The sequence below is a fragment of the Reinekea marina genome, assembly GCF_030409715.1.
In the GTDB taxonomy this organism is placed as follows: Bacteria; Pseudomonadota; Gammaproteobacteria; order Pseudomonadales; family Natronospirillaceae; genus Reinekea; species Reinekea marina.
In genome coordinates, this window is the sequence record NZ_JAUFQI010000001.1 from 94,244 (window position 1) to 107,305 (window position 13,062).

The window sequence follows — 13,062 nt, forward strand, 5'->3', positions numbered from 1 at the left end:
AACTTAAATTATTCCCACGTTAAAACGTTCAACTACATTCGGAACAATCCAAACTTGGTGTCTTTAATTTCTTGATTAAGGCTGGCTGAAATGCTCAGACCCAAAACACGTCGTGTGTCTGCAGGGTCTATTACGCCGTCATCCCACAGTCGAGCCGAGGCATAGTATGGGTGTCCCTGCTTTTCGTAGGTATCTATAATTGGCTGCTTAAATTCAGCTTCTTCTTCTGCGCTCCAGGTTTCACCCAGTTTAGATTTTTGATCGCGCTTCACTTGGGCAAGGACACCTGCGGCTTGCTCCCCTCCCATGACAGATATTCGAGCATTGGGCCACATAAATAAGAATCGAGGGTCGTAAGCACGACCACACATACCGTAGTTACCTGCGCCAAAAGAACCGCCAATGAGCACGGTAAATTTAGGTACTTGTGCTGTTGCAACAGCGGTCACCATTTTTGCACCATGCTTTGCAATACCATTATTTTCATATTGCTTGCCGACCATAAAGCCGGTGATGTTTTGTAAAAATACTAATGGGATTTTTCGTTGCGCGCACAGCTCAATAAAATGCGCGCCCTTTTGTGCTGACTCACTGAATAAAATTCCGTTATTCGCAATGATGCCCACTGGGTAGCCGTATATATTGGCAAAGCCACACACTAAGGTGGTGCCATAAAGCGCTTTAAATTCATCAAATACCGAGCCATCAACAATGCGCGCAATGACTTCACGGACGTCGTATGGCTGCCGCGAATCTTTCGGAATTATGCCGTAGATTTCTTTACTGTCGTAAAGTGGCTCTTTAGGTTCCCTGATCGCTAAATCTACTTTCTTAACACGGTTTAATCGTGCAATGGCATCGCGTGCTAACTGCAGGGCGTGATGATCGTTTTGTGCAATGTGATCAACGACGCCAGATGTCCGCGCATGAACATCGGCACCACCTAACTCTTCAGCACTGACGACTTCGCCAGTAGCAGCTTGAACCAATGGTGGACCGGCCAGAAAAATAGTGCCTTGCTCTTTAACAATGATTGATTCATCGGCCATGGCGGGCACATAAGCACCACCAGCAGTACAAGAACCCATAACAACAGCGATCTGAGGAATATTTTGCGCCGACATATTGGCTTGATTAAAGAATATTCGACCAAAGTGATCGCGATCCGGAAACACTTCGTCTTGGCGTGGTAAGTTAGCACCTCCAGAATCGACCAAATAAATGCACGGTAAGTTGTTTTCCTGAGCAATTGATTGCGCACGCAAATGCTTTTTCGCGGTCAGCGGATAATAAGTACCCCCTTTCACCGTCGCATCATTAGCGACGATCATACATTCTTGGCCATTAACTCGACCAATACCACTGATGACACCTGCTGCATGAACATTTTCACCGTACACTTCCCAAGCGGCGAGTTGCGATAACTCTAGAAATGGTGAGCCTTCGTCTATCAGGGCATATATTCGCTCACGAGGAAGTAATTTACCACGCGATAAATGCCGCGCATTGGCTTTTTCACCGCCGCCTTGCTTGATGATTTCAATAGTCGCTTCCAAGTCTTTAACTTGCGCTGTCATATGTTCAGCGTTAGCGGCAAACTCGTCTGTTCGAGTATTTATTTGGCTTTTAAAAATGCCCATAGCGATACCTTTAGTTTGTGCCCGACTTCAATGATTACTTGGTTTCGTTAAATAATTCTCGACCTATTAACATTCGGCGGATCTCACTGGTTCCCGCACCAATTTCATATAACTTAGCGTCACGCAATAAACGACCGGCAGGGAATTCATTGATGTAGCCATTGCCACCTAACAACTGAATCGCATCGAGTGCTTTTTGCGTGGCTCGTTCTGCGGTATACAAAATAACGGCGGCGGCATCTTTTCGACTCGATTCACCTCGGTCGCATGCCTTGGCAACGGCGTATAGGTAGGCTCGTGACGCGTTCAGTTCAGCGTACATATCAGCCACTTTGCCCTGCACTAACTGAAACTCGCCTATCGATTGATCAAATTGCTTGCGATCATGAATATAAGGTACAACAATATCTAAGCAAGCTTGCATAATACCTACCGGCCCACCGGATAAGATGGTTCGCTCATAGTCAAGACCACTCATCAACACTTTGACGCCTTTGCCTTCTTCGCCCAAAATATTTTCAACGGGGACTTCACAGTCTTGGAACACTAACTCACAGGTATTCGAACCACGCATGCCGAGCTTGTCGAGCTTCTGCGCTTGGCTGAACCCTTTAAATCCACGTTCAATAATAAAAGCAGTAATGCCTTTAGAGCCGGCGTTTATATCGGTTTTAGCGTAAACCACATAGGTGTCAGCATCTGGACCATTGGTGATCCACATTTTGTTACCATTGAGAATGAACTTATCGCCTTGTTTTTCGGCTTTGAGTTTCATGCTCACAACATCGCTGCCGGCACCAGGCTCAGACATCGCCAAAGCACCCACGTGTTCACCGGAACATAATTTAGGCAGGTATTTTAACTTTTGCTCGTGCGAACCGTTTTTATGGATCTGATTCACACATAGATTCGAATGGGCACCATAAGAGAGCGCTACCGAAGCCGACGCTCGTGAAATTTCTTCCATTGCGACCGTATGCGCTAAGTAGCCCATATCCGAACCGCCATACTCTTCCTTAACGGTGATGCCCAATAAGCCCATATCACCAAACTTACGCCACATGTCGGCCGGAAATTCATTTTCTATGTCTATTTGCTCGGCGCGCGGTGCTATCTCTGCTTGAGCAAACCGATATACGGTATCTCGCAGCATGTCGATATCGGAACCTAGGTCAAAGTTTAAGGTGGCGTAATGGGTATTCATGTGTGTTCTCCAGCCAAATATCGAAAAAACTCGATGGATTGTTTTTTATTTGGTTTGGATAGTACTTAACCTTTACGTTAACGTAAAGTGATGCTTTGATAAATATTAATGATAGTATCTTGCGCTGGAGCGACTATACTGGACAGATATTCAAAATGATTCGTTATTGCATACTATGAATGGAATCTTGCTCGCTATCGCTATTATCTCCTCTATTGGGTGGTTGGCGTCCTATATAAAACAGCGTCGCATCGCTAAAGATCATCGTCGCATTGAAGACGAGATAGAACTGATCCAAAACTCCATTCGCACAATCGGTGCGGGCACCTTTTACTACAACATTCAAAAAGACGCGTCGTATTGGGATGCACGGTCGAAAGAGATTTTTGGCTTTCCTGATCTGCCTGACCCCATTCCACCAGGGTTTTGGGAATCACGGGTATTTGAAGAAGATCGCGAACGCGTCATAGATGGCGCCATTCAATTACTCAGTGATAAAGACACCCAAATCATGTCTCATGAATATCGAATTTGCTTACCTTCAGGTGAGATTCGTTGGGTAGGCGGTACTGGCTATTTAAGAAGGGATCACGAAGGAAGCATCATTGAATCTTTTGGCTTTCACTTCGACCTCACCAATCAAAAGCGCTATGAGCAAGCATTGCTACGTGAACGTCAACGTGCAGTTTCGGGCATGCTGGCCAAAACACAATTTTTAGCCAATATGAGCCATGAAATACGCACACCGATGAACGCTATTATAGGGCTTATCGAATTACTTGATGAGCAATCGCTCAACTCTGTCCAACGAAGCTACTTAAGTACGCTTAAAAACAGCGGCAATGTCCTAATGCGCATTGTGAATGATATTTTAGACTTAAGTAAAATGGAGGCTGGCAAGCTACACCTAGAGATGAAACCGTTTGATTTGAAAGAAGCGGTCACTCAGTGCTTGTCTGTATATACCCAAGAAAGCGACAGCAAAAATATTTTCTTAGCAGCGCACTTAGATTCAAGGCTTCCCAACACATTAACGGGCGATTCAATTCGCCTACAACAAGCCCTGTTAAATTTACTTGGCAATGCGTTCAAATTTACGCAAGAAGGATCCATTTTACTAACCATCAGCTTGGCCGATCAACAAACCATGCGAGTGGAAGTGAAAGATACAGGAAGCGGTATCCAAGAGAAGCACCTTACAAAGTTATTTGAACGATTCGAGCAAGGCGCAGAAGACATCAGCAATCGATTTGGAGGCTCAGGTTTAGGGCTTACGATTATCAAAAACATCGTTGAGTTATGGCAAGGTAAGGTTGGCGTAGACAGCGTATATGGCCAAGGCTCTACATTTTGGTTTGAACTGCCAATTAAAGAGCCATCAAAAGCAATAAAGACAAGCAACAAAGGCAATATATTAGTTTGCAGTCGGTTCGATGAACTCGCGCAACTATGGACTCTAGACCCAAATGCGCCCAACGTTACTTTTGCGCGTGATGCCGAAGCATTCAAACAATTGTTTGCTCAACAACAGTTCGACCAAGTTATTGTCGAGCAGCGAGCACGAAATGGTCATGGCCCGGATTTATTAAAGTGGGTAAAAGAGCAGTCTGAATCTGCCTTCACAACGTTAATCGGCTATGAAAAATACGTCGGCGATTGCAGCGACTTACCCTTTATCGACCGTTACTGCTCTAAGCCCTATATTTTACAAGATCTATGGTCTAAGTCGCCAAAATCTACAGCGCTTGCAGCAGCTTCAACGCATGACCAGATACCGAATGAGTTCCGAGAATTATCTGTTTTGGTGGTCGATGACGTAGAAACCAACTTGATGGTTATCAAGGGTCTATTGAAACGATTGGGAATCAAAGCCGACAGCTGTATTGACGGGTCTGAAAGCATTGCTCAATGTAAATCAAAAGCCTATGACTTGATTCTAATGGATTACGAAATGCCTGTGTTAAGCGGACCAGAAGCCGCGATTGAAATTCTCAAAATACAGCCAACCATCATCGTCGGGTTATCAGCTCATGTTGGCACAGAGTTTGTGAACGCCTGCTTCGAGGCGGGCATGGTCGATTACTTATCCAAGCCCGTAAACAGTCAACGTTTAACTGCACTTCTGAGCAAACATTTTCCAAGCAAGCAAGAACAACCTTTAGTCAAAGAAGGTTAATTAAAAAGCCAGTGCAAGTTTAAAGTGCCAACCATCTTGGCTCGGCATAAGGCCAACTTCTAAATCTAAGCGTTCAGAAACGAACCACTCGTTCATGCCAATTGCCAACAAAGCACCCGCACTGACGTCTACCCAATCGTGCTTTTGCGCGTGCACTCGACTATAGCCGACAAAACCAGCGGCTAAATAAGCCGGCAAGCCAACATCCCAGCCATAGCGCTTTTGCAAAAATGCCGCGCCAGACATAGCCGAACTGGTGTGCCCACTAGGAAAACTTAACGTATTTGATCCATCGGGGCGCTCTTTATTCACGGTCCTTTTTAAAATATGAGTAACCGCAAATGTACTGCCAAAAGACCATAAGAATTGCTTGCGACCTTCAGGGTCATCGAGCGTATAAGTTGCCACTAAGGCCGTTAAAGGAAGTGCGAGCTGAACAATGTCACCGGCTGTTTCTATTTCATCGGCGTGAGCCTGTGAATGCAACAACACCATACTGGCCATTAAAATTGATACTATTTTTTTCATCAAATTAACCTTATTTAGGGTCTACACGACCTTTACTGTAGACCAACTTGTTTTCTAGTTTTTTATGCTCGCTCTTTTTAATCAGCACGTAAAGCGCACCAACACTGCCATGTTTTTTTTGAGCGGAATGAAAAGCTAAGACCTCAGGAATTTGCTTTAACCAAGTATTCACACACGACTTCAAAAAAGCCTTGGGTTCGCCGAGCTCACCTTTACCATGCAAAATAATCGCGCTGCGAATGTCGTACTTTTGACAATCCTTAATAAACTGAAAAACTTCAGTACGGGCTTGGTGCATTTTTTTCTGATGCAAATCTAATCGAGCATCAATGGAGTATACGCCACGCTTAAGGTTTCTATACACGCCATGCGCCACACCATCACTGCGGTATTCAATAATATCGAGTGGGTGCACTAAATCGATGATTTCTTCCGTTAACGGATTACCCGCGGCCGTTTCTTTCAACGTAATGGCCATTTGTCTGCGCGCAATTAACGACGGCTCAGCAACCGTCGTTTTTCGCAGATCAACTTTTTTCTTCGCCTTGAGTGGGGCGACTCCTTGCATTTCTTTTGCAAAGGATTCAAATTCTGAGTCGTCTATCATAGATCACCTATTACAATTGGCTCAGTTTACCTTAAAATACGCAGGCTCGCATGGTGTAAACGTGCAGTAAATGGCATTGCCAATAGCTTTAGATTTGTCGATTTTGGCACCATAAAGTGCCTAACGCCCGTTATATTTCGCCCGTACAGAATTTTGGAGCACAGACAATGAGTACACACAGTATATTACTGATCGATGACGATAAAGATTTAGCCGAACTGCTTGGCGAATACCTTGAAGTTGAAGGCTATCGTCTTGTTGCCGCCCATTCGGGTGAAGCGGGTATCGACCAACTTAAAGAACACCACTACGATTTAGTTCTGCTCGATGTGATGATGCCAGGCATAGATGGCTTTGAAACGTTGAAACGCATTCGTGAATTTTCGATTATCCCAGTGCTCATGCTTACGGCTAAAGGCGAGGAAACAGATCGCGTGTTGGGTTTAGAGCTCGGTGCAGATGATTATTTAGCCAAACCCTACAGTCACCGCGAATTGTTAGCACGCATTAAAGCTTTAATTCGTCGCATTGAACTGGATAAGAATGAAAAAGCCTCCGATCGCGGAATTTTAGCGATTCAAGGTGTAGAACTTAACTTTGATACCTACCGGGTGCATTGCAATGGTCAACACCTACCAATGACCACCAGCGAATTCAAAGTATTACGTGTATTAATGACCAATGTTGGTAAAGCTGTGCCGAAGGAAGACCTCTATTTAGAAGTGCTTGGCCGAGAAATCATGGCTTATGACCGATCCATTGATATGCATGTCAGTAATGTTCGCCGCAAGTTAGCCAGTGCTGGGAACGAAAACTCAATCCAAACCATTCGTGGTGTCGGCTATATGTTTGCCGAGGCCGAGTAACTCGTGCAGTGGCGCAAACTTAACCCTCTGGGCTCAGTCTTAGGAAAAATTTGGCTGAGCTTTTGGTTAACACTTATTTTTATTGTGCTCGCGGTGTATTTCGTGTCGTTCCAAGTCGCGCAAACCTACCAAATCGCACCACCCGCTCCTCGCCACATTGATATTTTGACCAATATTGTCTTGCCCGATTTCACCTATGTTGGCAACGACTACAACCTCATTGCCAACGAATTGGCGGCTTACAATGCCCAATCTCGTTTACAGTGGTACCTCGTTGATAGCGCTTATCAAATGCTCGGCACGCCTAAACCGCCTAACCGGATTTTGGTCATGCTGTCCGAAATGATCGAAAAAGAAGGCATGCAAGTGGGTCAATGGCGCAGTGAAGCCTGGTTAGGCCCTATGGACATTCCAATTAACGGGCAAAATTTCCAACTATTTTTAAGAGGCGTTCCTAATTTGCCGCCAGCAAACCTCCCCTTTTGGATGGAAAGCCAGTGGGTTCGCGTTGTCTTTGCCTTAGTGGTTTCTGGCCTGATGAGTTTGGTGTTGAGCTGGTCTATTGTAAGGCCGTTAGAAAAGTTAAGAACCACCACCAAAGCTCTGGCCAGTGGTACCTTAGACGCACGTGCTGGTTCTAGCGTAAGCCGGCGTAGTGATGAAATCGGTGAATTAGGCCGTGACTTCGACGACATGGCCAGCCGCATAGAAAAACTGGTCGCCGCCCAAAAACGATTGCTTGGCAACGTATCTCATGAGTTGCGCTCTCCTTTAACCCGTTTGCAAGTGGCTATGGGTATTGTTCGTCAAAAGTCCCCGCCCGAGCTCGATAAAGCGTTAAATCGAATTGAGCGTGAGAGCGATCGTTTAGAAAACCTTATCGCACAAATTTTAAAGTTAAGCCGGTTTGAAAACGACATGTTGAAAGTAGAGTTGCAACAGGTCAATTTTAGCGAACTCGTTACCAAGGTTGTAGAGGATGCTCGGTTTGAATCCTCCACTCGAGCGGTCACCATCCATGAAGAACTTTTGGAAGAGTGCATCTTAGTCGGCGACCCTCAACTATTGCACTCAATCGTAGACAATGTGCTGCGTAATGCCTTGCGCTTTTCACCGGAACACGGCGAGCTAAGTGTGACCATGACGCTGAAAAAGAAACAGGTTCAACTTTCCATTACCGATCAAGGCCCTGGCGTGCCCGAAGACAAACTCGAGCGATTGTTTGATCCTTTTTATCGTTTAGATCAAGCCAATACTGGCGCTGGATTAGGTTTAAACATTGCGTTGCAGGCTGTTCAATTGCACCACGGTAAAATATCGGCTCACAACAACTCCCCTAATGGCTTAACCGTAGACATTCGCCTACCGGTGGCAAAATAAAAGGTTTAGCGATTGTGACACCCGCCATAAACAGCCTAAAAAAACACGGAATAGACTTTCAAGTTCATAAGTATGAAGTCGATATTCACAACGCCGACAACTATGGTCAGGCCGTTGCCGATGCCTTAAACGTGCCACATGACCACCTTTTTAAAACTCTATTGGTCAGTCTTAATGGAGACGACAAACAACTCGCTGTATGCATTGTCCCTGTGTCGAGTACGCTAAATTTAAAAAAAGCCGCAAAGGCACATCAAGCAAAATCTGTGAATATGGCAAAAACGGCCTTTGCAGAAAGAGCAACGGGCTATGTTGTCGGAGGAATTAGCCCCTTTGGCCAAAAAAATCGTCTACACTTTGCTGTAGATGAGTCGGCGTTAAATCTAGATCGAATGTTTGTCAGTGCTGGCAAGCGTGGAATTCAGCTAGAATTAAGCCCAAACCATTTATTATCATTACTCAATGCCACCCGCTATGAGCTCACTAATGATTAAACCATCTTCATTAGTGAAGGAAATTCACAAAAACTTAAGCGGTATTTGAGGTGACCTATTCATCTGGTAAGGTGGCCACACAACAAAGGAGTTTACATAACAATGAAAAAAATATTACTCACATTACTGTCCGTTTTCACCCTGTCCTTAGCCAGCGCAGATAACTCTTCGCCAGAAGGCACTTGGAAAACCATTGACGATGAAACAGGAAAAGCCAAAAGCCTTGTCAAAATCTGGATCGACAAAGGTGAACTTAAAGGCCAAATTATCGAACTACTAAACCCAAGCGAACCAAATCCTGTGTGCAAAGAATGCAAAGGTTCTCGTAAAAACAAACCTATTGAAGGCATGGTGTTTGTTTGGGGGCTCGAAAAAGACGGTGACGAATGGACCGGCGGTAAAATTTTGGATCCAAACAACGGCAAAGAATACAAAGCCAACTTAGAGCTCATTGAAAACGGCAAAAAACTTTCAGTGCGCGGCTTTATCGGATTTGCGTTGATCGGCCGTACCCAAGTATGGGAACGTGTAAACTAAACATTGCTGTTATTTAAAGCCTAAAAAAGCCCTCGGTTGAGGGCTTTTTTGTTAGCGATTAATAAAACTCGCCTGAAGCTGACATGGTGTTTATCACCGTCAGAGTTTTAACACCCTCTTCGGTGCCCAGCATGAGTACATCGGCAGGACGATGCGCAAACAAGCCGTTTGTGACCACACCCACGATATTATTCAGCGTTTTCTCTAGATCTTTCGCATCGGTTATCGATAAGCCGTGTACATCTAAAATAACATTTCCATTATCGGTAACAACCCCTTCGCGGTACACAGGCTGACCACCTAGCTTTTGAATTTCACGGGCAACATAGCTTCGAGCCATAGGAATAACTTCTACCGGCAAGGGAAAGCTGCCTAACGTTTCAACGGCTTTAGAGGCATCTGCAATACAAATAAATGTTTCCGCCACTGCGGCTACAATTTTTTCACGAGTTAACGCTGCGCCACCACCTTTTACCACTTCCAACTTGGCGTTGGCTTCATCTGCACCATCTACGTACACTGACAATTGATCAACATCGTTTAAATCGAATACTTCAATACCATGCCCTTTTAGTCTTTCGGCTGTCGCATCACTGCTGGCAACAGCGCCTTTAAATTGACCAACAAGTTTGCCCAAAGCATCGATAAAGAAATTTGCGGTTGAGCCAGTGCCGACGCCTATAATCGCATCGTCGCGCAGATCGGGTTTAATGTAGTCGAGTGCGGCTTGAGCTACTTTTTGCTTCAATTCGTCTTGAGTCATGGCGAACATCCTAAGGTTATGTAGAGCCTTATTATAGAGGGTAACGCTCTATTTCTCACCTACTGTGCCTAAAAAAGCCACACCGAAAATTTAGACTAGGGGTAAACCCCAATATACGCAGTTCACGCAACGTAATATCGCAGTTTTAGCGCCATTTTTTGCTAGGGTTCATGCGTTATAATCCGTACACTGTGTGTTCCATTCACCCTGTAAGGCAAGATTGCATGTTAGAGTCGTACGTTAAACAAATACTGAATGCCAAAGTTTATGAAGCGGCCATTGAAACTCCGCTCGACGAAGCGAGTTCACTCAGCGCACGCATTGGCAATCGTATTTTGATTAAACGTGAAGACTTGCAGCCGGTATTTTCATTTAAGCTTCGTGGCGCTTACAACAAGATGGCACATTTGACTGAAGCTCAGAAAAAAGCAGGGGTCATATGCGCCTCTGCAGGCAACCACGCCCAAGGAATTGCCGAAGCCGCGCGACTTATGAAAGTCAAAGCCACCATCGTGATGCCCGTGACCACACCCGACATTAAAGTGAATTCGGTCAGAGCACGTGGTGGTAAAGTTGTATTGTTTGGTGATTCATTTGATGTGGCTTTTGCGCACGCCATTAAATTACAAGAAGAGCAAGGCCTAACCTTTGTTCACCCATACGATGATGAACTGGTTATAGCCGGGCAAGGCACAGTTGCTCGCGAAATCATTCATCAAATTGGTTCAAATAACCTCGATGCAATTTTTGTCCCCGTAGGCGGAGGCGGTCTGGCCGCTGGCATAGCTGCGTACGTAAAGTACCTAAGACCAGATATCAAAGTGATTGGAGTCGAATACGAAGAAAGTGCGTGCCTGGCCGCCGCATTGAAATCGGGCAAACGCTCAACGCTCAAAGAAGTGGGGTTATTTGCAGATGGCATTGCCGTGGCACAGATTGGCAAAGAAACGTTTAAAATACTGAAGTACCACATTGATGAAGTCATCACCGTGTCTGCGGATCAAATATGTGCCAGCATTAAAGACATTTTTGATGACACTCGCTCCGTTGCTGAACCAGCCGGAGCAACCGCGCTTGCGGGCATGAAAAAGTACATTGATCGTGAATCCGCGCAAGGCCAAACCTTCATCAGCATCTGCTCTGGCGCCAACATGAACTTTGATCGCCTCAGATATGTTGCCGAGCGAGCACAAGTGGGCGAACATCATGAGGCCATCTTCGCGGTCACTATTAATGAGAAGCCAGGTAGCTTTAAACGATTTATCTCTCATTTAGGCAAACGATCTGTAACGGAATTTAATTATCGCTACAACGACAGTAAAGATGCACAAATTTTTGTCGGCATAAAAATCAGCAGCGACGAAGAGCGCTCCGATTTACTGCAACGTCTTACCGACGATGGCTATGCGGTTCTTGATCTGACTCACAATGAGGCCGCAAAAACGCACGTACGGCACATGGTTGGAGGGCATGCGCCTCAGGCGCAAGATGAACGGCTGTATCGATTTGAATTTCCAGAACGCCCAGGAGCTTTGTTGAAATTCTTAAACGCCTTAGGTGGGCATTGGAACATCAGCTTGTTTCATTATCGAAACCATGGTGCGGCCTACGGTAAAGTGCTCAGCGGCGTTCAAGTACCAAAGTCCGATCTAAAAGCCTTTAAAAAAGAGCTCGATAATCTTGGGTATCGGTACTGGGATGAAACAGACAACCCTGTTTACAGCGCGTTTTTGGGATAACAAAAAGGAAGTTCATGAACAACATTCAACCCGCTATCCAACACTACCGATCGCTCTTTAACCAAAGTGAGCATGTCATGGTTAGGCATGCTAAGCGCAGCATGAAACAACGCCTGCAATCACTGGCAGACAACTTAAGTACTGATGATGAACCTGACCTCTATGGTTCTGGAAAACTGATCGAATCGTTTGAACAAGACGTCGCTCAATTACTGGGCAAAGAGGCGGCGCTGTTTTTACCTTCTGGCACGCAAGCGCAACCCATCGCTCTACGTATTTGGGCCGACCAAGCACGCACACCCTATGTTGCACTGCCGGCAACCAGCCACGTGCACATTCACGAAGAAAACGCATACCAAGTTCTGTATCAGCTAAAAGGTTGTACATTAGGCGATGCTGATCAGATTCCGCAATTAGACGATTTAAAACACGCCGCAAATGACCCGTTAGCCGCCATCCTATTAGAGCTGCCAATGCGTGAAATTGGAGGTCAACTGCCCAGCTGGGAAGCTTTGCAAGAACAATCCGATTGGGCGCGTGAACAAGGCATCAAGTTACACATGGACGGCGCACGCTTATGGCAATGCCCCAGCTATTACGGTAAATCTTTGGCTGAAATATCAGCATTATTCGATTCAGTTTATGTCAGTTTTTACAAAGATTTAGGCGGGATTGCTGGCGCGGTATTAGCGGGCGATGCCGATTTCATTAGCAAAGCGAAAATCTGGCAACGCCGCGTTGGAGGAAACCTATACGCGCTGTATCCTTATATTTTAGCGGCAAAACAAGGTTTAGAGCATTATCTACCTAAAATGCCCGTCTATTTAAAGCACTGCCACTCTTTTGCGCCGGTCCTAAACGCGACACAAGGCGTCTCAACTTGGCCCAAAACGCCTCAAACGAATATGTTTAGATTACGCATTGAAGCCGACCCTGAGCGTTTTTTAGCCAAAGCCAGCCAATGGGTTGAGCAAAATAAGATTGCGATATTGCCGCCCCCTTATAAAGTGACCAATGGTCAACTTTGGTTCGAGCTTAGCTTTGGCGAAGGTTACGAAACCTTGATGCCAGAGCAGTGGCGTGAGCATTGGCGCGATTTTTCGACCTTTGTTTTAAGTTAAAGATTTC

Annotated in this window: 13 protein-coding genes; 7 read left to right on the top strand and 6 right to left on the bottom strand. The window is 45.4% G+C overall.

All coding sequences use genetic code 11. The features are described 5' to 3' along the window. Positions 1 to 32 precede the first annotated feature (32 nt). A complete protein-coding gene (locus tag QWZ13_RS00550) occupies positions 33 to 1,640 on the bottom strand; it encodes a carboxyl transferase domain-containing protein (protein WP_290279993.1) in 1,608 nt (535 codons plus the stop codon). A 34-nt stretch (positions 1,641 to 1,674) separates the two neighbouring features. Next, the gene (locus QWZ13_RS00555; RefSeq protein WP_290279995.1) at positions 1,675 to 2,844 is read right to left on the bottom strand and encodes an isovaleryl-CoA dehydrogenase; all 1,170 of its coding nucleotides are present in this window, start codon (positions 2,842 to 2,844) and stop codon (positions 1,675 to 1,677) included. A 175-nt stretch (positions 2,845 to 3,019) separates the two neighbouring features. Between QWZ13_RS00555 and QWZ13_RS00560 the strand changes: the two genes are divergently transcribed. Continuing rightward, positions 3,020 to 5,020 (top strand): PAS domain-containing hybrid sensor histidine kinase/response regulator, encoded by a 2,001-nt coding sequence (locus tag QWZ13_RS00560; protein ID WP_290283222.1) that lies wholly within the window; start codon positions 3,020 to 3,022, stop codon positions 5,018 to 5,020. On the opposite strand, the gene QWZ13_RS00565 is transcribed toward QWZ13_RS00560, so the two are convergent. From QWZ13_RS00565 to QWZ13_RS00575, 3 genes are read right to left on the bottom strand one after another with little or no spacing between them, the layout of a single operon-like run. Continuing rightward, entirely contained in the window at positions 5,021 to 5,548 is a 528-nt protein-coding gene (locus QWZ13_RS00565; RefSeq protein ID WP_290279996.1) for a phosphatase PAP2 family protein, read from the bottom strand. It lies immediately after the preceding gene. 10 nt (positions 5,549 to 5,558) lie between these two features. Then, on the bottom strand, positions 5,559 to 6,155 hold the full coding sequence (gene smrA, locus QWZ13_RS00570) for a DNA endonuclease SmrA (RefSeq protein ID WP_290279997.1): 597 nt from the start codon (positions 6,153 to 6,155) through the stop codon (positions 5,559 to 5,561). A 26-nt stretch (positions 6,156 to 6,181) separates the two neighbouring features. Further along, positions 6,182 to 6,334: a hypothetical protein gene (locus tag QWZ13_RS00575; protein ID WP_290279998.1), complete on the bottom strand. Its 153-nt coding sequence runs from the start codon at positions 6,332 to 6,334 to the stop codon at positions 6,182 to 6,184. On the opposite strand from QWZ13_RS00575, the gene QWZ13_RS00580 reads away from it, so the two are divergent. The 4 genes from QWZ13_RS00580 to QWZ13_RS00595 all read left to right on the top strand — a co-directional run bounded on the left by QWZ13_RS00580 (position 6,323) and on the right by QWZ13_RS00595 (position 9,432). Next, positions 6,323 to 7,021: a response regulator transcription factor gene (locus QWZ13_RS00580; RefSeq protein ID WP_216000635.1), complete on the top strand. Its 699-nt coding sequence runs from the start codon at positions 6,323 to 6,325 to the stop codon at positions 7,019 to 7,021. The two genes, QWZ13_RS00575 and QWZ13_RS00580, sit on opposite strands and share 12 nt — an antisense overlap. Positions 7,022 to 7,024: 3 nt before the next feature. After that, entirely contained in the window at positions 7,025 to 8,401 is a 1,377-nt protein-coding gene (locus tag QWZ13_RS00585; RefSeq protein WP_290279999.1) for a sensor histidine kinase, read from the top strand. A 14-nt stretch (positions 8,402 to 8,415) separates the two neighbouring features. Next, on the top strand, positions 8,416 to 8,895 hold the full coding sequence (gene ybaK / locus QWZ13_RS00590) for a Cys-tRNA(Pro) deacylase (protein WP_290280000.1): 480 nt from the start codon (positions 8,416 to 8,418) through the stop codon (positions 8,893 to 8,895). Positions 8,896 to 9,006: 111 nt separating this feature from the next. Continuing rightward, positions 9,007 to 9,432 (top strand): DUF2147 domain-containing protein, encoded by a 426-nt coding sequence (locus tag QWZ13_RS00595; protein ID WP_290283223.1) that lies wholly within the window; start codon positions 9,007 to 9,009, stop codon positions 9,430 to 9,432. 58 nt (positions 9,433 to 9,490) lie between these two features. Here QWZ13_RS00595 and rpiA read toward each other — a convergent pair whose 3' ends face one another. After that, positions 9,491 to 10,195 (bottom strand): ribose-5-phosphate isomerase RpiA, encoded by a 705-nt coding sequence (gene rpiA, locus QWZ13_RS00600; RefSeq protein ID WP_290280001.1) that lies wholly within the window; start codon positions 10,193 to 10,195, stop codon positions 9,491 to 9,493. Positions 10,196 to 10,419: 224 nt separating this feature from the next. Here rpiA and ilvA point away from each other — a divergent pair, with 224 nt between their 5' ends. Then, positions 10,420 to 11,934, top strand: a complete 1,515-nt coding sequence (ilvA, locus tag QWZ13_RS00605; protein WP_290283224.1) for a threonine ammonia-lyase, biosynthetic — start codon at positions 10,420 to 10,422, stop codon at positions 11,932 to 11,934. A gap of 14 nt (positions 11,935 to 11,948) precedes the next feature. After that, positions 11,949 to 13,055, top strand: coding sequence for a threonine aldolase family protein (locus tag QWZ13_RS00610; RefSeq protein ID WP_290280002.1), 1,107 nt, complete (start codon positions 11,949 to 11,951; stop codon positions 13,053 to 13,055). Positions 13,056 to 13,062 lie beyond the last annotated feature (7 nt).

Coding starts and splice junctions, on each gene's coding strand:
- QWZ13_RS00550 (WP_290279993.1), bottom strand. CDS start 1,640: ATGGGCATTTTTAAAAGCCAAATAAATACTCGAACAGACGAGTTTGCC.
- QWZ13_RS00555 (WP_290279995.1), bottom strand. CDS start 2,844: ATGAATACCCATTACGCCACCTTAAACTTTGACCTAGGTTCCGATATC.
- QWZ13_RS00560 (WP_290283222.1), top strand. CDS start 3,020: ATGAATGGAATCTTGCTCGCTATCGCTATTATCTCCTCTATTGGGTGG.
- QWZ13_RS00565 (WP_290279996.1), bottom strand. CDS start 5,548: ATGAAAAAAATAGTATCAATTTTAATGGCCAGTATGGTGTTGTTGCAT.
- smrA (WP_290279997.1), bottom strand. CDS start 6,155: ATGATAGACGACTCAGAATTTGAATCCTTTGCAAAAGAAATGCAAGGA.
- QWZ13_RS00580 (WP_216000635.1), top strand. CDS start 6,323: ATGAGTACACACAGTATATTACTGATCGATGACGATAAAGATTTAGCC.
- rpiA (WP_290280001.1), bottom strand. CDS start 10,195: ATGACTCAAGACGAATTGAAGCAAAAAGTAGCTCAAGCCGCACTCGAC.
- ilvA (WP_290283224.1), top strand. CDS start 10,420: ATGTTAGAGTCGTACGTTAAACAAATACTGAATGCCAAAGTTTATGAA.
- QWZ13_RS00610 (WP_290280002.1), top strand. CDS start 11,949: ATGAACAACATTCAACCCGCTATCCAACACTACCGATCGCTCTTTAAC.